This window comes from Streptomyces sp. DSM 118878 (assembly GCF_052936595.1).
Genome location: NZ_CP193622.1, coordinates 6,741,163 through 6,760,233, shown reverse-complemented (window position 1 = coordinate 6,760,233; position 19,071 = coordinate 6,741,163). Strand labels below are relative to the sequence as shown.

20 protein-coding genes are annotated in these 19,071 nt (G+C 74.4%); 14 read left to right on the top strand and 6 right to left on the bottom strand.

Annotated elements, in window-relative coordinates; all coding sequences use genetic code 11:
- Positions 1–369 precede the first annotated feature (369 nt).
- Positions 370–1,131, top strand: coding sequence for a class I SAM-dependent methyltransferase (locus ACRAKF_RS29925; RefSeq protein ID WP_447040655.1), 762 nt, complete (start codon positions 370–372; stop codon positions 1,129–1,131).
- Here the strand turns inward: ACRAKF_RS29925 and ACRAKF_RS29920 are convergent.
- The gene (locus tag ACRAKF_RS29920) at positions 1,118–1,534 is read right to left on the bottom strand and encodes a VOC family protein (protein ID WP_447040654.1); all 417 of its coding nucleotides are present in this window, start codon (positions 1,532–1,534) and stop codon (positions 1,118–1,120) included. The two genes, ACRAKF_RS29925 and ACRAKF_RS29920, sit on opposite strands and share 14 nt — an antisense overlap.
- Before the next feature lie 234 nt (positions 1,535–1,768).
- On the opposite strand from ACRAKF_RS29920, the gene ACRAKF_RS29915 reads away from it, so the two are divergent.
- The 3 genes from ACRAKF_RS29915 to ACRAKF_RS29905 all read left to right on the top strand — a co-directional run bounded on the left by ACRAKF_RS29915 (position 1,769) and on the right by ACRAKF_RS29905 (position 3,642).
- Entirely contained in the window at positions 1,769–2,461 is a 693-nt protein-coding gene (locus tag ACRAKF_RS29915; RefSeq protein WP_447040653.1) for an alpha/beta fold hydrolase, read from the top strand.
- 116 nt (positions 2,462–2,577) lie between these two features.
- A complete protein-coding gene (locus tag ACRAKF_RS29910; protein WP_447040652.1) occupies positions 2,578–3,423 on the top strand; it encodes a polysaccharide deacetylase family protein in 846 nt (281 codons plus the stop codon).
- 9 nt (positions 3,424–3,432) lie between these two features.
- Positions 3,433–3,642 carry a hypothetical protein gene (locus ACRAKF_RS29905; protein WP_447040651.1) on the top strand — a complete coding sequence of 70 codons (210 nt, stop codon included), beginning with the start codon at positions 3,433–3,435 and terminating at the stop codon, positions 3,640–3,642.
- Between the two features lie 7 nt (positions 3,643–3,649).
- Here ACRAKF_RS29905 and ACRAKF_RS29900 read toward each other — a convergent pair whose 3' ends face one another.
- The 3 genes from ACRAKF_RS29900 to ACRAKF_RS29890 all read right to left on the bottom strand — a co-directional run bounded on the left by ACRAKF_RS29900 (position 3,650) and on the right by ACRAKF_RS29890 (position 6,529).
- Positions 3,650–4,903, bottom strand: coding sequence for a hypothetical protein (locus ACRAKF_RS29900; protein WP_447040650.1), 1,254 nt, complete (start codon positions 4,901–4,903; stop codon positions 3,650–3,652).
- 73 nt (positions 4,904–4,976) lie between these two features.
- Positions 4,977–5,645 carry an ABC transporter gene (locus ACRAKF_RS29895; RefSeq protein WP_447040649.1) on the bottom strand — a complete coding sequence of 223 codons (669 nt, stop codon included), beginning with the start codon at positions 5,643–5,645 and terminating at the stop codon, positions 4,977–4,979.
- Positions 5,642–6,529 carry an ABC transporter ATP-binding protein gene (locus ACRAKF_RS29890; protein WP_447040648.1) on the bottom strand — a complete coding sequence of 296 codons (888 nt, stop codon included), beginning with the start codon at positions 6,527–6,529 and terminating at the stop codon, positions 5,642–5,644. Before ACRAKF_RS29890 ends, ACRAKF_RS29895 begins: the two co-directional genes overlap by 4 nt.
- Positions 6,530–6,594: 65 nt before the next feature.
- Between ACRAKF_RS29890 and ACRAKF_RS29885 the strand changes: the two genes are divergently transcribed.
- The 9 genes from ACRAKF_RS29885 to ACRAKF_RS29845 all read left to right on the top strand — a co-directional run bounded on the left by ACRAKF_RS29885 (position 6,595) and on the right by ACRAKF_RS29845 (position 15,729).
- Positions 6,595–7,353 (top strand): peptidyl-tRNA hydrolase, encoded by a 759-nt coding sequence (locus tag ACRAKF_RS29885; protein WP_447040647.1) that lies wholly within the window; start codon positions 6,595–6,597, stop codon positions 7,351–7,353.
- On the top strand, positions 7,350–8,015 hold the full coding sequence (locus ACRAKF_RS29880) for a TetR/AcrR family transcriptional regulator (RefSeq protein WP_447040646.1): 666 nt from the start codon (positions 7,350–7,352) through the stop codon (positions 8,013–8,015). Before ACRAKF_RS29885 ends, ACRAKF_RS29880 begins: the two co-directional genes overlap by 4 nt.
- A 151-nt stretch (positions 8,016–8,166) precedes the next feature.
- The gene (locus ACRAKF_RS29875; protein WP_447040645.1) at positions 8,167–8,796 is read left to right on the top strand and encodes a TIGR03086 family metal-binding protein; all 630 of its coding nucleotides are present in this window, start codon (positions 8,167–8,169) and stop codon (positions 8,794–8,796) included.
- Positions 8,797–8,880: 84 nt separating this feature from the next.
- Positions 8,881–9,648: a DUF4142 domain-containing protein gene (locus tag ACRAKF_RS29870; protein WP_447040644.1), complete on the top strand. Its 768-nt coding sequence runs from the start codon at positions 8,881–8,883 to the stop codon at positions 9,646–9,648.
- A 103-nt stretch (positions 9,649–9,751) separates the two neighbouring features.
- Positions 9,752–11,044 (top strand): DUF692 domain-containing protein, encoded by a 1,293-nt coding sequence (locus ACRAKF_RS29865; protein WP_447040643.1) that lies wholly within the window; start codon positions 9,752–9,754, stop codon positions 11,042–11,044.
- A 4-nt stretch (positions 11,045–11,048) separates the two neighbouring features.
- A complete protein-coding gene (locus ACRAKF_RS29860) occupies positions 11,049–12,101 on the top strand; it encodes a TIGR04222 domain-containing membrane protein (RefSeq protein WP_447040642.1) in 1,053 nt (350 codons plus the stop codon).
- A 310-nt stretch (positions 12,102–12,411) separates the two neighbouring features.
- Complete coding sequence (locus ACRAKF_RS29855) at positions 12,412–13,155, top strand: DUF4142 domain-containing protein (RefSeq protein ID WP_447040641.1); 744 nt, start codon at positions 12,412–12,414, stop codon at positions 13,153–13,155.
- A gap of 102 nt (positions 13,156–13,257) precedes the next feature.
- The gene (locus ACRAKF_RS29850; protein ID WP_447040640.1) at positions 13,258–14,040 is read left to right on the top strand and encodes a TIGR04222 domain-containing membrane protein; all 783 of its coding nucleotides are present in this window, start codon (positions 13,258–13,260) and stop codon (positions 14,038–14,040) included.
- Between the two features lie 114 nt (positions 14,041–14,154).
- The gene (locus ACRAKF_RS29845) at positions 14,155–15,729 is read left to right on the top strand and encodes an alpha/beta hydrolase (RefSeq protein ID WP_447040639.1); all 1,575 of its coding nucleotides are present in this window, start codon (positions 14,155–14,157) and stop codon (positions 15,727–15,729) included.
- 12 nt (positions 15,730–15,741) lie between these two features.
- Here ACRAKF_RS29845 and hemQ read toward each other — a convergent pair whose 3' ends face one another.
- Together hemQ and hemG are read right to left on the bottom strand one after the other, a co-directional pair.
- On the bottom strand, positions 15,742–16,461 hold the full coding sequence (gene hemQ / locus ACRAKF_RS29840; RefSeq protein WP_447040638.1) for a hydrogen peroxide-dependent heme synthase: 720 nt from the start codon (positions 16,459–16,461) through the stop codon (positions 15,742–15,744).
- A 4-nt stretch (positions 16,462–16,465) separates the two neighbouring features.
- Positions 16,466–17,929, bottom strand: coding sequence for a protoporphyrinogen oxidase (gene hemG, locus ACRAKF_RS29835; RefSeq protein ID WP_447040637.1), 1,464 nt, complete (start codon positions 17,927–17,929; stop codon positions 16,466–16,468).
- A gap of 157 nt (positions 17,930–18,086) precedes the next feature.
- Between hemG and ACRAKF_RS29830 the strand changes: the two genes are divergently transcribed.
- Positions 18,087–19,052, top strand: coding sequence for a DUF4349 domain-containing protein (locus ACRAKF_RS29830; RefSeq protein WP_447040636.1), 966 nt, complete (start codon positions 18,087–18,089; stop codon positions 19,050–19,052).
- The last annotated feature ends 19 nt before the right edge of the window (positions 19,053–19,071 follow it).

The window sequence follows — 19,071 nt, the reverse complement described above, 5'->3', positions numbered from 1 at the left end:
CCGTCACGGACGGGTGCGAGCGGCTGTCGGCCCGGCGCCCGCACATCCAACCAGCCGCGATTACTTCTGGGGATACTTCGCGTGAACACGCCGGTTCCGTCCCCCCTCGACCGCGCACACCCGGCGACGGGCCGCGGGCCGCGGGCCGCCGGGAAAGCCGCTCGGGGGCCGCCGCGCACAGCCCCCGTACGGCCTTCGGCGGCCATGCGGACGCCTTTTCGCCCCGGCGGTGGAGGGTGTTGTCCGACCCCCGCGCGCCAGGCCGCCCAAGGCCCGCCGACAGCCTCCGCACCCCACCCGCAAACCCCGCCTGACCTGGGCTTACATCACCCCCCGGAGCTACAATTCCCCCTCACGTAAGGGGACTTGATGGAACGCGACATCCGCACGATCGACGACGTGATGCGACTCCTGGACGGCCTGTTCGCGCCGGAGGCCGACCGCTGGACGGCCGAGGGTGCCTCCTGGTGGGACGGCTTCTACGCGGACCGCGCCAAGCCGGTGCCGTTCTTCGTGGCGAAGCCCGACGAGAACCTCGCCTCGTACGTCGAACGGGGCCTGCTGAAGCCCGGCCGCGCCCTCGACCTCGGCTGTGGCCCCGGCCGCAACGCCCTGTACCTGGCCGCCGCGGGCTTCGAGGTGGACGCCGTCGACCTGTCTCCCACCGCGATCGACTGGGCCGAGGAGCGCGCCCGGGAAGCGGGTGCCGACGTGCGCTTCCACCTCGGCGACGCCTTCGCCTCCGACGGCACCGTGCCGGACGGACCGTACGACCTGATCCACGACTCCGGCTGCTTCCACCACCTGCCGCCGCACCGACGCGTCAGCTACCTCGCCCTCCTGGACCGCGCCCTGGCCCCCGGCGGCCACTTCTCCCTGTGCTGCTTCGCTGCGGGCCCCTCGGGCATGGGTTCCGAACTCCCCGACGCGGCCTTCTACCGGCAGTCCGGGCTGCACGGCGGCATCGCGTACGACGACGACTCACTGCGCCGCGTCTTCGCGGACCTGACGGAGGTCGAACTCCGCCGCATGCGTGCCGAGCCCCCGGAGTCCCCGCACTTCGGCGAGCCGTTCCTCTGGACGGCACTGTTCCGCCGCGAGGCCCCAGGAGACGGCGTCACATCCCCGTAGCCGTGGCGGAACCGCAGGTCGCGGCCTCCCCTGCCACCCGCTCGGCCTCGCTGCGCAGCACGCAGAATTCGTTGCCCTCGGGGTCGGCGAAGACCACCCAGCCGGCGCCGTCGGCCGTGCGCCGGTCGGCGATCACCGTGGCGCCCACGGCCCTGAGCCGCTCCACCTCCGCGTCACGGGGGCCGTCCGGCCGGAGGCACAGGTGCACGCGGTTCTTGGTGGTCTTGGCCTCGGCCACCTCCGCGAAGTACAGCCGCGGCCCCGTCGGCAGCGCGACCACGGCCGTGGACTCACCGGGGAAGTCGTCGTCGTTCAGGGGGTGGCCCACGACTTCGCTCCAGAACTGGGCGAGTCCGTACGCGTCGGAGCAGTCGAAGGCGACATTGAAGAGGGTCGAACGCATCGGGGGCCTTTCGTCGTCACGATCATCGGTCGGTCGGCGGTTCACCTTCCTCGCCCGGCCCCCGCCGTGCCAACCGTATTTCGCGGCCCCAGCGGGTGCGGCGTGCGGTGTCGGGCGCGTCGGGCGCTCTTCCGGGGGGCGCGGTCACGTCCGCGTACCGGATCCAGCAGGATCAACCTGTCCCCCACGCACCCACGCACCCACGCACCCACGCGAGAGAAAGGCTCCAGCGCCATGAAGCTGCACACCCATGAATGGGGCACCGGCGACCGCGTCGCCCTTCTGGTCCACGGGATCATGTCCGACCACCGGACCTGGCGCCGGGTGGGGCCCGCGCTCGCCGACGAGGGGTACCGCGTGATCGGGGTCGATCTGCGGGGCCACGGCGCGAGCGGGCGCGGTGAGTACGGCGTGGAGATCTTCGCGGACGACCTCGTCGAGACACTGCCGGCCGGCGCGGAGCTCGCGATCGGGCACTCCCTCGGCGCTCTCGCGCTCTCCCTGGCCGTGGGACGCCTCGCGCCCGCGCGGGCCGTCTACTCCGATCCGGCGTGGGCGCTCGGCAGCGCGGGGTCGGTGGACCCGGCGATGTTCGTGCAGTTCAAGGAGGTCACGCGGGGGGCCATAGCGGGCTTCAACCCGCGCTGGGACGCGGTGGACGTCGACATCGAGGTGGCCACCCTGGCCGCCTGGGACCCGGACACCGCGCTCTCCCTGACCGGTCGGTACGCCGTCGACCACACGCCGGCCGCGCCGGTCGTCCCCTCGCTCGTGCAGGTCGCGGGCCTCGGCCGCCTCGTCGACGAGGCGCGCAGGGCGGAGCTGAAGCTGCGGGGGTTCGAGGTGCGCACGGTCGAGGGCGCCGGGCACACCATCCATCGCGACGACTTCGAGGCGTTCATGGAGTCGCTGGACGGGTGGCTGTGAGCGGGCCGGGGGCATGCGCATCGACGTAGGCGCCGTGCGGCCCGGACGGGTGGCGGCACGGTGTGCCCACCGGCCAGATAATCGTTTTGTCGTATTTATGCGTATACCGTCACCCCGTGAACGCACTCGTACGGAGAAGCGCCGCGCTCTGTGCCCTCGGCGCCCTGACCACCGTCCTCGCCGGCTGCTCCGGTGACGCCCGGCCCGTGCGCGCCGAGCGGCCCCCCGCTGCCGCCTCCCGCTCCGCCCCGCCCACGCTCGCGCCGGGCCCGGCCGGGCTGACCCCGGTGTTCACCTACGGCTCGCGGACGCACGGCCGTACCGTCGCCCTCACCTTCGACGCCGACATGACGGCCGACCAGGGGCCCCGCGCGGCCGCCGGTGAGCGGTTCGACAACCCCGCGCTCGTCGCCACGCTGCGGCGGCTGAAGGTCCCCGCGACGTTCTTCATGACGGGGCGCTGGGCCGAGGAGTACCCCGCCCAGGCCAAGGCCATCGGCAAGGACCCGCTCTTCGAGATCGCCAACCACTCGTACAGCCACTACGCCTTCACCGGCGACTGCTACGGCCTCCCCACCGTCCCCCCGGCCCGCATGCACGCGGACCTGGAGCGCGCCTTCGACGCGTTCCACAAGGCGGGCGTCGAGCGGTACGTGCCGTACTTCCGCTTCCCCGGCGGCTGCTACGACCAGCCGGCCCTTCGCGCGCTGGCGCCCGGCGGCGTCACCGCCGTGCAGTGGGACGTGGTCAGCGGCGACGCCTTCGCCACGGACGCGGCGGCCGTGGCCCGGCAGGTCCTGGACGGGGTGCGGCCCGGCTCGGTCGTCGTCATGCACTGCACCCGCAGCGCGGCCCCCGCCACCGAGCGTGCCCTGCGCACCATCGTCCCCGAGCTCCGCGAGCGCGGGTACCGGTTCGTCCGGGTCTCGGAGCAGATCGGCTCGGTGCGACCACGGAGTTAGCCTGGTCGTATGGCCGACGACGACAACTACTGCGCCGCTCCGAGCACGGAAGCGCAAGCGGGTTCGAGTGTGGGTACGGGCACTGGTACGGGCGCGGGCCCGTTCGCCGCGTGCGTGCTCTGCCAGGAGCCCACGGAGTACCCGGAGTCCCACAAGGGCATCACCCTCTGCCCGGTCTGCGCCTGGCAGGAGGCCCAGCGCTCGGCGTGCTCGGGCTGACCCGGCGTCACTCCCCTCGCTGCCCGCCCCGCTCCAGTCGTACGAGGACGGGGGCGCCGAAGGGGTCGCCGGACTGGGTCACCTCGACCTTCCCCGCGCCGAGCCACTCGTCCGTTCCGGGCACCCGGTGGATCTCCTCCAGCCACAGCATCTGGCCCGAGTCCTCGCGGGCCCCTGTCGTCAGGGGCAGGCGGTGGCGCTTGATCTTCAGGCATCGGCCGTCGTCGTCCAGGAACCAGTTGCCGTCGAGGAACAGGCCCTCGTCGTCCTTGGCCACCGGGAGGCGCAGGGCGCACCCGCCCGGCGCCTCCTTCTGGTCGACCCACCGGGAGCCGTCACGGCGGAGCCGGATGAACTCCTCGGCGGGTTCGTCCTCGACCTCGCCGTGGTTGAAGGAGTTGCTGCCGTACGCGCGCACCTCACCGTCCGCGAGCGCGAAGACCTTGATGAGGCCCGCGCCCGGCTCCGGCGGGACCGGATCGTCGAAGCGGAACTGCGGCGTCTCCACCGGCTGCCACGCCGTGCCGTCCCAGTGCGCCGAGGCGGGCTGGTCGTAGGACCCGCCGTGGCCGTGGTCGGTGCCGGGGCCGGTCGAACGGCTGCCGACCGCCCAGACGTCGTCCGGCCCCACCACCGCGAGGTCGACCGTCCTGTGGGGAAGTCGCGTCGTGGTCCAGCGGGTGCCGTCCCAGTGCACGGCGGTCCGCTCCCCCGTGAGGGCCCAGATGTCCCGCGGGCCCGCGGCATCGAGGTCCCCGACGTCGCCCGGGGGCGGGTTCGGCACGGCGGACCAGCGGGTGCCGTCCCAACGCGCCCAGGCGTGGGGGCCGTCGACCGCGCCGTAATTCTGCGGCCGCAACCACAGCGCGTCGTCGCCGGCCTCTTCGAGCACGGGCGGGTAGTCGGTGCCGCCCAGGGCTTCGGGCAGGGGCTCGCGCTGCCACCGCTCGCCGTCGTAGTGCAGCAGATGCGCGTTGGCCTTGCCGTTGTTCTCGGTCCCGACCGCCCAGATGTCGTCCTCGCCGAGCGCGGCGACGTCGGTGAAGCCGCCGTTGAAGTCCGCGATGTGCTCGAACTCCCAGCGGGGTGAGGTGGCCGCGCCGCTGGGGCGTGACGACTCGGAGCCCGTGGTCCGGGAGCCGGCCGGTGCGGAACCGGTGCCGCACCCGGAGGCCGTGAGCAGGACGGCCAGCACGGCGCCGGTCACCACGCGATGGCCGGTCACCACGCGATGGCGCCGGACGCCTGTGACGTCGCGCATGCGGCATTCTCCCCGTTGTCGCGGTACAGAAGGCGGGCAGCCTACCCGGTCGCTCCGGCGCACGCGCAGGGGGTCAGTGGCGCCGCGAGCTGAGCACGCAGGCGGGCCAGACCGCGGCCACCGCCAGGGCGAGGGCCGCGAGTCCCGCTGCCCACGGCACCGGTACGGCCCCCTCGCGTGAGCCCGTGGTCAGATCGACGAGGACCGACTTCGCCGGGGACCCCGTGGTGACGAGCAGCAGCAGCGCGCCGAGCAGCATGGCGGGCACGGTCTTCGCCGGGGAGCGGAGCAGCGGCCAGTTGGTGAGCGCCCCGATGGCGGTGCCGAGCAAGGCGCTGACCAGCATGGCGAGCAGCCCGGCCGCGCCGGCGGGCAGTCGGGGGACGGGGATACGGCCGTTGGTGCTCGCCGCGTCGCTGATCGCGGTCACGATGAGCACCGCCGCCACGCCGAGCGCGGCCGCCGCGAGGAACGCGGTGAGCAGCGCGGCGAGATGGGCGCGCGCCGGGCCGACCGCGGCGGCGGTGCAGCCGCGGGCGGCGGCCGGCTCGTTCCCGGCACAGACCCGCACCAGCCAGGCGGCCACGGGGAGCAGCGCGGCGGCGGCGTAGGCGAGCGAGTCCAGGACGGGCTGCCCGCTCTGCACGCCGACGCCGAGGAACACGGCGTACAGGATCACGGGCGCGAGCCACCGCTGGGACCGCACGAGCAGGGCGGCCTGGTACCGGAGGAGCGCGGTCATCGGGGCGCCTGCCCTTCGCGAGCGGTGGACGTCATCCCCACCACATGCCACGGCACCCGTGCCGTCAGGAGTTCTCGTAGAACCAGGTCGGAGTGGGTTTCCGGGACCGTGAGCCGCGTGGTTCCGTCAACGGCGTCGGTGTCCGTGCCGATGGCCATCGCCTCGGCCGCCGGGGGGAGCCCGGCGCCCGGCGGCCCTTGCGTGACGATGACGACGACGGGGCCGCGCGGCCCGGCGCCCCGCGGACTCTGCTCCTCCGTACGCCGTTCCAGAGCGCTGCCCGCCACCGCGTACGTCTCGTCCGCGGCGCCCGCGAGGCGGCGGGGGTCGTGGTCGACGAAGACGACGGAGCCGCCGGCGGCGGTGCGTTCGGCGACCGCGCGGTCGAGTTCGGCGCGGGCGAGGACGTCGAGGCCCGTCCAGGCCTCGTCGAGGACCAGCAGCTCGGGATCGGCGAGGAAGGCCTGCGCGACGGCCACCTTCTGGCTGCCGCCCTTGGACAGCTCGGCAAGCGGGGTGCGCGCGAGGCCGCCGGCGCCGAAGCGCTCGAGCCACCGCTCGGCGCTCCGCCCGGCCGTGCCGCGCGCGAGGCCGTGCACGCGGGCCATGTGCGTGAGGTAGCCGACGGCGGTGAACGGCATGGCGGCGGGGAAGCGTTCGGGGACGAACGCCGTGCGCGGCCGCCCGGTGACCCGCCCCTCGGAGGGCGCGTCGATACCGGCGAGCAGCCGCAGCAGGGTCGACTTCCCGGTCCCGTTGGCGCCCTGGACCCGGGTCAGGGCGCCCGCCCGTATGCCGAGGTCCACGCCGCGCAGCACCCAGGGCCCACGCAGGCCGTAGCGGCGGCCGACGCCGCCGAGCCGGAGGACGAGATCACGTTCCATGCGGGCCATCCTCGCGTACGGGGCGGGCCACGCGTGGCGGATCTCCTGCCTGGCAGACTGGGCGCGTGAGCAGCGACGAGACGATCCCCACCGGCACGCAGGACGACGACGAGCGCACCGCGGACAGCCCCTTCCGCCACGCGAGCACCTCGCGCGACGAGGCCCCGCAGTTCGTGCTGCCCCTCGTCGCCCGCATCGAGCGTGCCGCTCCCCCGGCCCGTACGGACGCGTTGGAGACCGCGGCCCGTGCCGTGCTGGTGATGCTGAGCGACGAGCGTTCGCTGGGCGACGGCGAGTGGGCGGGGGCGATGCGCGACTGGCAGGACGCCCGCATCCGCAAGGTGGTGCGCAGGGCCCGCGGCGGCGAGTGGCGCAAGGCCGAGGCGCTGCCCGGCATCACGGTCACGGGCAAGGCGGCGGAGGTCCGCGTCTTCCCGCCGGTCCCGCTGGACGGCTGGCCCAAGGAGCTGGCGAAGCTCCAGGTCTCGGGCACCGACCTGGACGACCCGGAGCCGCCGGGCGAGGCCGACGCGACGCACCCCGTGCTCTGGATGAGCCCCGATGTCGACATGTCGGCGGGCAAGGCGATGGCGCAGGCGGGCCACGGCGCCCAACTCGCGTGGTGGGAGCTGTCCCCCGAGGACCGCGCGGCCTGGCACGGCGCCGGCTTCCCCCTCTCGGTCCGCACGGCCGCCCCCGCCCAGTGGCAGGCGCTGACCACGAGCGGCCTCCCGGTGGTCCGCGACGCGGGCTTCACGGAGATCGCCCCGGGCTCCTGCACGGTGGTCGCCGACCATCCGGCGCTCCACGCGTCCCCGTCATGACCGCCGGCCGCGGCCCGCGCCCCGACGGCCGCGTCGAGCGGGGCAACCAGACCCGGCGGCTCGTCCTGCGCCGGACCGTCGACATCGCCTCCGTCGAGGGTCTCGACGCGCTGTCACTCGGGCGGATCGCCACCGAACTGCGGCTGAGCAAGAGCGGGGTGTTCGCCCTGTTCGGGTCCAAGGAGGAGCTACAGCTCGCGACCATCAGGGCCGCCGGGCGCATCTTCCTCGACGCGGTGGCCGAACCCGCCCTGGAGGCCCCGCCCGGCCTCGGGCGGGTGCGGCGGCTCTGCGCGGGGTGGCTGGCCTACTCCGAGCGGCGCGTCTTTCCCGGCGGCTGCTTCTTCTACGGGGTGATCGCCGAGTTCGACGCCCGCGAGGGTGCGGTGCACGACGCCCTGGTCCTCGCGAACCGTGACTGGAGCGCGCGGGTCGAGCGCTGCCTCGCCGAGGCCGTCGACAGCGGCGAGCTGCGGCCGGACACGGACGTCGGCCAGCTCGCCTTCGAGTTCATCGCCCTCATGGAGACGGCCAACGCCCACTCCGTCCTGCACGGCGAGCCGGACGCCTACCGCAGGGCCCGCGTCGCCATCACGGACCGTCTGCGCGCCGCCGCGACCGATCCGGGGCGGGTGGGCGCGCTTCCGACTGCCGCCGTGTAGCGGCCCATCGGCCGGGGGCCGGGGGCCGGGCGTCACCATCCCGTCTCCGGAAATTAACTGCACGACCGTTCGTTTAGTTTTATGCTCGCCTCATGCCTCCACCCTCAGCTCCCCCCGGACCCCGCCGCCCCCGCGAGGAAGCAGGCACGCCATGACCGACCTCGTCGCCCTCGACCGCATCGCCGTCCACGAGTCGCTGCGCGTCCTGGCCGCCGCCCGTGACGCCGCCGACTGGGAGCTGCCGACCCCGTGCGAGGGCTGGACGCTGCGCGGGCTGGTGACGCACATGACCGCCCAGCACCACGGCTTCGCGGCGGCGGCACGCGGCGTGGGCGCCGACCTGACGCACTGGATCGAGCAGGACCTCGGACACGACCCGCTCACACGGTACGAGGAGTCCGTGCGGCACGTCCTCGCCGCCTTCGCGGAGGAGCACGAAGGGAGCCCGCTGGACCGGCGGTTCGACCTGCCCGAGCTGGGCGGGCGCTTCCCCGGGCGCGTCGCCGTCGGCTTCCACCTCGTCGACCAGGTGGTGCACGCCTGGGACGTGGCGCGGACCCTCGGCCTCACCGTCCGGCTGCCCGGCCCCGTCGTCGACGCCGCGCTCGCCGTGGCCCGCCGGGTGCCCACGGACCCCGGACGCCGCGGCCCCGGCGCCGCCTTCGCGCCGCCCCTGCCCACGCCGCCGGGCGCCTCCGCCCTGGACGAGACGCTGGCCCTGCTGGGGCGTGACCCCGCGCGTGGGGCGCACGAGACCGCGTACGGACTCTCGCGCGGTTGAACGCCCCGCCCGTATCTTCCGTACTCCTCGGTATCACCGGTGAGTACGGGAGCACGGTGACTACGGGAGCACACGGGAGGCACCTTGCGGCGCGTCAACGGCACGGCTCTGATCATCGCGGCACTCGTCACCACGCTGGGCGCGATCGCGTTCCCCGTGTGGTCCTACGCCGACCGCTCCGGTACGGGTGAGGCCCATCTGGCCGCCGGTTCGGTGGCCACCCGGTGGGGGCCGCTCTCGGCGGCCGACCGGGATCTGCTCGTGAAGGTGCGGCTCGCCGGGCTCTGGGAGATCCCCGCGGGCCAGCAGGCCGTCGAGCGTGCGCCGACCGAGGCCGTCAAGGAGGCCGGTGACCACCTCATCGTCGGGCACACCGACCTCGACGAGCGGGTGCGCTCTGCCGCCGCGCAGCTCGGCGTCGAGCTGCCCAACCAGCCGACCGACCAGCAGCGGGGCTGGCTGGACGAGCTGACGGAGGCGAGCGGGGAGACGTACCAGCGCAAGTTCGCCAACCTGCTGCGCGTGTCGCACGGCAAGGTGTTCAGCGTGATCGCCCAGGTGCGCGACACCACTCGCAACTCCCTGGTCAGGCAGCTCGCCACGGACTCCAACCAGACGGTCCTCGACCACATCACGATGCTGGAGGCCACCGGGCTCGTCGACTTCGACGACATCGCCAACGGCGCCGCGGGCGCCGCCACCGCCGGCCCCACCGGGCCTCCCCCGCCGTCCGGGGCCACCCCGCGCGAGCCCTCGCCCGCCGGGCCCGAGGGCGAGGTGTCCACCACGTCGCGTCCGTCGCCGGGGCCGCCGGGGAGCATCGACACCGGCCGGCCGGAACCTCAAATGTAGCTCTGAACGTCTCTCTTCCGGGGTTCGGCCGGTCGCGTCCAGGTGATGGTCCTGGGGACGAGTGACCGGGCGACCGGGGGACTCGGGGGACGAAGGGGGAGACATGGAGCGTCTGGGGACCGGTATCGGCTGGCGTCCTGAGATCGCGGACGCCGTGGAGGCGATGCCCGGCATCGACTGGGTCGAGGCCGTCGCGGAGAACGTCTGTCCGGGGCATCTGCCCGACTCCCTGGTGCGCCTGCGCGAGCGCGGCGTCACCGTCGTGCCGCACGGCGTCTCGCTGGGCCTCGGTGGCGCGGACCTTCCCGACGAGGGACGCCTGACCGCACTGGCCGAGCGGGCCACGGCCCTGGGCTCGCCGCTGGTCACCGAACACATCGCGTTCGTACGGGCCGGCGGCGACCTCACCGCCACGCAGCCGCTGGAGGCCGGCCACCTGCTGCCGGTGCCCCGCACCCGCGACGCGCTCGCCGTGCTCTGCGAGAACGTCCGCGTCGCGCAGGACGCGCTGCCCGTGCCGCTCGCCGTGGAGAACATCGCGGCGCTCCTCGCCTGGCCCGACGAGGAGATGACGGAGGGGCAGTTCCTGTACGAGCTGGCCGACCGCACCGGCGTACGGCTCCTCATCGACGTCGCCAACCTCCACACCAACCACGTCAACCGCGGCGAGGACCCGGCCGAGGCGCTCGACGAACTGCCGGTCGAGGCCATCGCGTACGTCCATGTCGCGGGCGGCTTCGAGCGGGACGGGGTCTGGCACGACAGCCACGCGCACCCCGTCCCTGAGCCGGTCCTCGCGATCCTGGCCGACCTCGCCTCGCGCACCGCACCGCCCGGCGTCCTCCTCGAACGGGACGAGAACTTTCCCGAACCGGCCGAGCTGGAACGCGAGTTGGACGCCATCCGGGCCACGGTGAAGACCTCGGAGGCGCCCGGCGGCACGGCCCCGGCCCCGCCGGACGCCGTGCCGCCCGCCTCCGGCGCCGCCCGGCAGCGCACCGCGCTCTCCCAGGCCGCCCTGCTCTCCGCGCTCGTGGCGGGCACCCCGGCGCCCGAGGGCTTCGACCGCGCGCGCCTACAGGTGCAGAGCCACGCGCTGGCCGCCAAGCGGGCCGATGTCGTCGCGAAGGTCGCGCCGGAGCTGCCGGAGATCCTCGCGACCGCGTACCGCGCCGAGTTCCTCTCGTACGCCCAGAGACGCCCCATGACCGGCGGCTACCGCCACGACGCCCTCGGCTTCGCCGAGCACCTGCTGCTCGCGGGGCGGCCCGCGTCGCCGGACGCCCGGCGGCTGCTGAGTGACTGGTGGCTCGAACGCTCGGGCCCGGCGCCGCTCTCCCGGCGGCCCGCCGCCAGACTGCTGCACGCCACCCGCCGCGTCCTGCTGAGGCGGTGACCCCATGGGCGTCGCACCGATCGTGTACGCGACCGCCGTCCTGATCTCCTCCGCGCTGCTGGTCACGGGCGTGGTGTCGGTTCGCCGCGGCGGGTCCCCGCACGGCGACGGCTCCCGTGCCGAGGACGGAGCCTTCGTACGGGGCACCCTGGAGGCCGCGTTCCTCTCCGGCGGTCCCGCCCGCGCCGCCGACGCGGTGATCGCGGGGCTGCACGAGGACGGCCGTCTCGTCGTCGCGGGCCCCGGCGTCGTCGGCATCACGCGGCCGACCGCGCGGAACGCCGCCGAACAGGCGGTCATCGACGCCCACACGGCGGCGCCGAGCGGCGCGCTGCACTGGCTGCGGGCCGCCGTGATGCGCAGCCGCCCGGTCCAGGAGACGGGCGAGGCGCTCGCGGGGCGAAGGCTCCTCGTGCGCCCCGGGGCCCGGCGCACCTGGCGGCGCTGGGCGGGGGCGCAGGTCTTCCTGGCCTTCCTCGGGTGCATGGCGGCGGGCATCTTGACGGCAGTGCAGTACGCCAACGCCGACCACACGGAGCCGGACCGGCTTCTCGACAGCATCCTGTACGTCCTGCTCCCCGCCGCCGCCCTCGGCATCGGCGTCGGCTGCCTCTGTCTCGGCCTGACGTCCGGGCAGCTCACGCCCGCCGGACGCCGTGCCCTGCACCAGTACGTCGAGTCGTCCCGGCACGTGACGGGCGCCGCCCACCTCGTGGCCACCCGCGGGCTCTCGGCGGCCCACCCCGACCTGCGGTCCCAGCTCATCGCCGCCGCCCGGGCCCGGGGTCTCGCGGTGCCTCCCTGGTCCCCGGCGCCGCTGCCGTACCAGAACCCGAACCTCTGGATCGCCGGGGCACCGGCCTGGTGCGCGTCCAACTCCGGCTTCAGCGGTGGAGGCGGCGGTTCCGCGTGCTCCGGAGGCGGCGGTGGCGCGTGCTCCGGAGGCGGCGGTGGCGCGGCCTGCTCGGGCAGCGGCAGCGCCTGCTCGGGCGGTTCGTCCTGCTCGGGCGGTGGCGGTGGCGGTGGGTCCAGTTGCGGCAGCTCGTCCTCCTCCTAATGGGCGGCGCACGCCGCGCCACCCGGCCCGGTGACGCCGTACGGAGGCTGACGTACACCCCGCCGTAACGCCTCACTAGGCCACTCCGGGCGCACTAGGGTCTGTCGTTTAGATCAGCCCGGCGTCGCGGGCCCTGGCACGCACATCTGCCGCGTTGTCGTCGGTTGCCAACGCTCCGCGTTGTCGCCCTCCTCCGCCTTGCAGCTGCACGCACCAGACCCCGCTCAGGCCAGTCCAAAGGCACCGCCCCTTCCAGCCGACCTGATCCAAACGACAGACCCCAGCGTGCGGTGCCGCAACAGGAGGCACCATGCGATCCCGAATCATCAACGGAACCGGCCTCGTCGTCACGGGGCTCGTCGCGACGCTCGCCGCGCTGATCTTTCCCCTGTGGTCCTACGAGGACCGCTCGGGCACCGGCCTGGACAGACTGAACGCGGAGACGGTGTCGACCGACTTCGGGCCGCTCTCCGCCCTGGACAGGGACTTCGTCGGCAAGGTGCGCCTCGCGGGCCTGTGGGAGCTGCCAGCGGGCCAGCAGGCACAGGAGCGCGGCACCACCCGGGCGGTGCGCACCGCGGGCGACCACCTCGTGGAGGGCCACACGTTCCTGGACGCACGCGTACGCGAGGTCGCCGCCCGGCTGCGCCTCGAACTGCCGAGCCAGCCGAGCCCGCAGCAGCGGCAGTGGCTCGCCGAGCTGAGCGCGGCGCGCGGCGGGACGTACGACGAGAAGTTCGCCAACATCCTGCGCCGGGCGCACGGCACGGTCTTCTCGGTGGTGGCCGAGGTGCGCGCCAACACCCGCAACTCGCTGGTGCGCAAGCTCGCCGACGACGCGAACACGACGGTCCTCGACCACATCACCGTCCTGGAGAAGACCGGCCTGGTCGACTTCGACGGCCTCGCGCGGGACGCGGCTCCCGGCCAGGCCCCCGCGACCCGCTCCCCCGCCCCGCCGGGCCCCACCGCGTCACCGGCCCCGGCCGCGCCCGTCACCCCGTCCGCCACGTATCCCCTGCCCCCGGCCGCGTCCCGCCCGAAGCCGGAGTAGCCTGAGCGGCCTCCACAAGCGGAACGTTATCCGCCCGTCACCACGTGTCCGCATGGTGAAAATGCTGTGGCGCGAAGCACCGCCTTCGCATAGAACACCGCCATGTTCTGGGTCCCCCTGCTCCTCCTCGCCTGCGCCGCGACCGGCCTGACCTGCGGCAGGCTCTGCGTGGCGGCCGCCCGTGCCGCCGCCCGGGAGACGGCCGTGCCACGCGGCCGTCAACTCACCCTCTACGAGGCGGCGTTCCTGTCCGGCGGCCCCGCCCGCGTCGCCGACCTGGCGCTCGTCACGATGGCCGGGGCGCGGCGGCTGCTGATCGCGCACACCGGCTGGGCGACCGTGGTCGACCCGGAGGGGCGCGACGACATCGAGCGTTCGGTGCTCGGCGCGATCGGGCGGGGCGGACAGTCCCGCATCGCGCCGATACGCCGCGGGGCGGCCACCACCGACGCCGTGCGGGCCCTCGCGGACCGGCTCGTCGCCGCGGGTCTCGCCGTTCCGCAGGGCGCGGGCGACGGCGTGGCGGCCGGGGTGCGCCAGGTGCGGGCCACGGCGGTGGCGGTGCTCGCGCTCGGCGCCGTCGCGGCGCTCATGCCGGGTCAGGAGCCCGCGGTGGCGGGGGAGTTGCCGGTCGCCGCATGGTTCGCGCTGCCGCTGCTGCTGTGCGTCGGCTGTCTGCTGATCGCCCGCGTCGAGGCCCATCCGTACACGCGCTGGGCCTCACCCGCGGGGCAGCGGCTCCTGGGGACGCTCGACGCGGGCGGCGACCACCTCACCACCGTGGCGGTACGAGGAGTGCGCGCCGCCCGTGACCCGGAGCTGCGCGCGGCCTTCTCGTGGCGGGCGGGCCGGGCGGACGGAGAGGCCGCTCAACGGGGGCATTGAGCCGACACCGACGGGCCGGTGCTTTACTTCACCGAATATCACACGAATCATCCCCTTTGTTCCACGCCGACGTCACCGGGACCGCACACCCGGACCAAAGGGGTATGAAGCGCGATGAGAGCAGCAGCCGCCCGTTATGGAACCGCCGGATCCCTGGTCCTGACCGCCCTCGTCGTCGCCCCCGCGGGAAGCGCGAGCGGCGCCACCACACCCTCCGCCGAGGAGCGGGGCGTCTCCGTCGCCGCCGAGCGCGCCGAGGCCGCCGGAATCCGCTGGGACGCCTGCGCCAAGGCCGAGGACCTGCCCCCGTCCCTGCGGTGCGGGACGGTCGTGGTGCCGCTGGACTACGCACGCCCCCGGGGCAAGCAGATCCGGCTGACCGTCAGCCGGGCCAAGGCGACCGGCAGGGCCGGCGAGCGGGCGGTCGCGCGCCAGGGCTCGCTGCTCTACAACCCGGGCGGGCCCGGCGCCTCGGGCATGGCCTTCCCCGCCATGGGCATCATGCCCGAGTGGAAGCGCGTCGCGGCCGCCTACGACCTGGTGGGTTACGCCCCGCGCGGCGTCGGCCGCTCCGCCCCGCTCTCCTGCCGGCACCCGAAGCACCTCACCAAGGCGCCCACGAGCGCGCCGAGCCACCCCGACGCCACGTACAAGAAGGAGCGCGTCGCCAAGGCGAAGGCGTACGCGCGCGGGTGTGCCACCCGCAACCCCGGTCTGCGGCACTACACGTCGCTGAACAACGCGCGCGACCTCGACGTGCTGCGGGCCGCGCTCGGCGAGCGGAAGCTGACGTTCGTGGGCGCCTCGTACGGCACCTACATCGGGGCGGTCTACGCGACGCTCTTCCCCTCGCACGTGCGCCGCATGGTCTTCGACTCGGCGGTGAACCCCGATCCCTCGCAGATCTGGTACGGCAACAACCTCGCCCAGTCGGCGGCCTTCGAGCGGCGCTGGGCGGACTTCCGCGCGTGGACGGCCAAGCACGACAAGGCGTACGGCCTGGGCAGGACGCCGGAAGCCGTCCTGCGCAGCTACGAGAAGGCGGGCGAGAGGCTGGCCCGCAGGCCGGCCGGCGGCAAGGTCGGCCCGGGCGAGCTTCAGGGGGCGTTCCTGGAGGCCGCGTACTACGACGACTACTGGCCGATGCGCGCGGCGGCGCTCTCGGAGTACCTCAAGGGCAACCCGAAGCCGCTGATCGAGCAGGCCGCGCCGGAACCGCGCGGGGCGGCGGAGGCGGAGAACGTCAGCTCCGTCTACACGGCCGTGGAGTGCAACGACGCCCCCTGGCCGACGGACTTCGAGACCTGGGACCGCGACAACTCCCTGCTCGCGCGCTCGGCACCGTTCGAGACGTGGGAGAACGTGTGGATGAACCTGCCGTGCGCCTACTGGCAGATGCCCCGGCAGCGGCAGGTCGACGTCCGCGCGGCCGAGGGCGAGCTGCCCCCGACCCTGATCCTGGCCGCCGAGCGCGACGCGGCGACCCCGTACAAGGGCGCCCTTGAGCTGAACCGCAGGCTGGGCGGCTCGGCCCTGGTGACCGAGCGGGGCACGGGCACGCACGGGGTGGGCGGCGGCACCAACGCCTGCGTCAACCGGCACCTGGACGCGTATCTCCTGAAGGGCCGTGTCCCGGCGCGGGGCGCGTCGTGCGCACCGCGCCAGGAGCCGGAGCCGGAGTCGCCCTGACGGGCTTCGGGGCTACGCCAGGCCCGCCACGAGGTCGGCGACGGACTTGCGGCGGCCGGTGTAGAACGGCACCTCTTCACGGACGTGCATGCGGGCCTCGGAGGCACGCAGGTGACGCATGAGGTCGACGATGCGGTACAGCTCGTCGGCCTCGAAGGCCAGCATCCACTCGTAGTCGCCGAGCGAGAACGAGGCGACCGTGTTGGCGCGCACGTCGGGGTAGCCGCGGGCCATCATGCCGTGGTCCTTGAGCATGCGGCGGCGGTCCTCGTCGGGCAGCAGGTACCAGTCGTAGGAGCGCACGAAGGGGTAGACGCTGACGTAGTCGCGCGGCGTCTCGTCGGCCAGGAAGGCCGGGATGTGCGACTTGTTGAACTCGGCGGGGCGGTGCAGCGCCATGTTCGACCAGACCGGCTCCAGGGCGCGGCCGAGCTTCGTGCGGCGGAAGAGGTTGTAGGCCTCCTGAAGCTCGTCGCTGGTCTCGGCGTGCCACCAGATCATGATGTCGGCGTCGGCGCGCAGGCCGGAGACGTCGTACGTGCCGCGGATGGTGATGTCCTTGGCGGCGAGCTGGTCGAACAGCTCCTGGACCTCGTCGGCGTAGCCCGCGCGGTCCTCGGGGAGCACGTCCCGCAGCTTGAAGACCGACCACAGGGTGTAGCGGATGACCTCGTTGAGGTCCTTGGCCTTCTTGCCGGCGTTCGGGCTCTTGGCGATGGCGTCGTCACTCATGCCCCTATTCTCCTCCGGCCCCGTGGAGACTCTGCACCGGGTTGCGGGTGAGCTCCTCCACACCGGTCCGGTCGCCGGCGAGCTGGTCGACGGCGGCGTTCGCGCTCGCGACGCAGGCCGGGATGCCCACACCGTCGTACGCCGCTCCGCACACCGCGAGGCCGGGCAGCCTGCCCACGTGTTCGCGGATGCGGGCCACGCGCGCGTGGTGGCCGACGGGGTACTGCGGGAGGCCGTCGTGCCAGCGGGTGACGCGGGTGGCGACGGGCTCGGCGGCAAGACCTGTCGCCGCGCGCAGGTCGCGCCGTGAGAGGTCGAGCAGCTCGGCGTCGTCGCGCCCCAGGATCTCGCTCTCCCCGTACCGCCCCACCGAGGTGCGCAGCACCAGCAGGTCGGGGTCCTCCTCGGCGATCCAGCCCCACTTGCGCGAGGCGAAGGTGGACGCCTTGATGGTGTGCCCGTCCACGGGCGGCACGAGAAAACCGCTGCCCTCGGGGAGGTCGGCCTCGCGGCGGCGGTACGCGAGGGTCATCAGGGCCATGGAGGCGTACTCCACGCCGGCGAGTTCGGCCGCGGCGGCGGGCGCCTCGACGCCGAGCAGCGCGGCGGCGGCGTAGGCGGGCACGGCGACCACGACGGACTCGGCGTCGATGGCGTCGTCGCGGGTGCTCACCTGCCACCCCCGCGGGGTGCGCCGCAGTCCGGTGACCGGCGTCCCGGTGCGGATCTCGCCGCCACGCGCGCGTACCGAGTCCGCGAGGGCGAGGGGCAGTTGCCCGACGCCGCCCTCGATGCCCATGAAGACGGGCCCGGTCTGCTGGTTCCGCGCGGCCTTCGCCTGGATGGCGCGCACGCCCTCGGTGAGGGAGGCGTGCGTGCGGGCGGCCTCGAAGAGCTGCGGGACGGCCGAACGCATCGAGATGCGGTACGCGTCCCCGGCGTAGACGCCGCCGAGCAGCGGCTCCACGAGCCGGTCGACGACCTCGCGGCCCAGGCGTTCGGCGACGAAGGCACCGACCGCGACGTCGTCGCCGACCTCGGTGGGCGGCAGTTCACGGTCCTGCTCGATGCGGCGCAGGCCCTCGTCGGAGAGCACCCCGGCGAGCGCGGAGGCGTCGCCGGGGACGCCCATGACGTGGCCCTTGGGCATGGGGCGCAGGGCGCCGCGGGTCCAGATCGACGCGGTCGCGGTGGCGGGCGGCTGAAGCCGCTCACCGAGGCCCACCTCGCGGGCGAGCGCGACGGCTTCGGGGCGGCGGGCGAGCATCGACTCGGCCCCGAGGTCGACGCGGACCCCGGCGATCTCCCCGGCGTGCAGCTTGCCGCCGATCCTGTCGGAGGCTTCGAGGAGCGTCACCCGCGTGCCCGGGGCGGTGACGAGCAGCCGGTGCGCCGCCGCGAGGCCGGCGACGCCGCCCCCGATGACGACGGCGTGGCCGCTACCCGTACGTGTGTCCGTTTCGCGCATGTCCCCACTCTCTCAGAGCCCGCTCCGGTCCCCCGACACAGGCTCTCGGGCGGCCGAGTCCCGACCGTGACCGCATCGGGACCGCCCGGCGACCACCGTTTCGCCCCGCTCCGGCGTCCAAGGAGCACCAGTCACCGAGCCCCCGGGGGGAACGTCCATGGACACATCAGGCACGAGCGAACAGCACGGCTCCGCCGCGAAAGGCTCCGGCCGCCCCCGCGGGCCCCGGCTCCGCGCGGTCCGGGTCCTGCCCGCGGTCCTGCTGGCCGCCGCGCTGGCGCTCGCGGGGTGCACCGCGGGCGACAGCGACAGCGACGGCGGAGCCGGCGGCGACAAGGCGGCCGTGGACCAGAAGGGGACGGGCGCCGAGGGCCCGGACGGCGGCCGGGCGGACGAGTCCGCCGCGAAGCCCGGCGCGTCCGGCGCGAAGCAGCCGCGGCAGCCGGACGGGACCCACATCATCCGCACCGCGACACTCACCGTCCGCGTCAAGGACGTGCCGAAGGCGCTGGCGCGGGCCCGGACGGCCGCCGAGGACGCGGGCGGCATCGTGGGCGACGAGAAGACCTCACGCGACGGCACGGGCCGCGACCGCTCCCGCGTCGTGCTGCGCGTCCCCCAGGAGCGGTACGAGGGGGTCCTCGCCGCCCTGGAGGGCACCGGCAGGCTGGTCGGCAGGGACGCCAAGGCCAAGGACGTCACGGACCGGGTCGTCGACGTGGAGAGCCGCGTCGCGTCGCAGCGGGCGAGCGTGGCGCGCGTACGGGAGCTGATGGACAAGGCCACGAAGCTGAGCGACGTGGTCGCCCTTGAGGGCGAGCTGAGCACCCGTCAGGCCGATCTGGAGGCGCTGCTCGCCCAGCGGGCCTCGCTGAAGGACCGCACGACCATGGCGACGGTCACGCTGTCGCTCACCGAGGCCGCGGCGCCGAAGGACACCGGCAACGACGACGGCGATCCGACGCTCGTGGACGCGCTGGCGGGCGGCTGGAACGCGTTCGTCACCGTGCTGCGCTGGATCGGGGTCGCGCTCGCCGCGGTGCTGCCGTTCGCGGCGGTGGCGGCGCTGCTGGTCGTGCTCTGGCTGCGGGTGGTGCGTCCGAGGCTGCGGCGCTCGCCGTAGCGGGGGCGGGCCGTAGCGT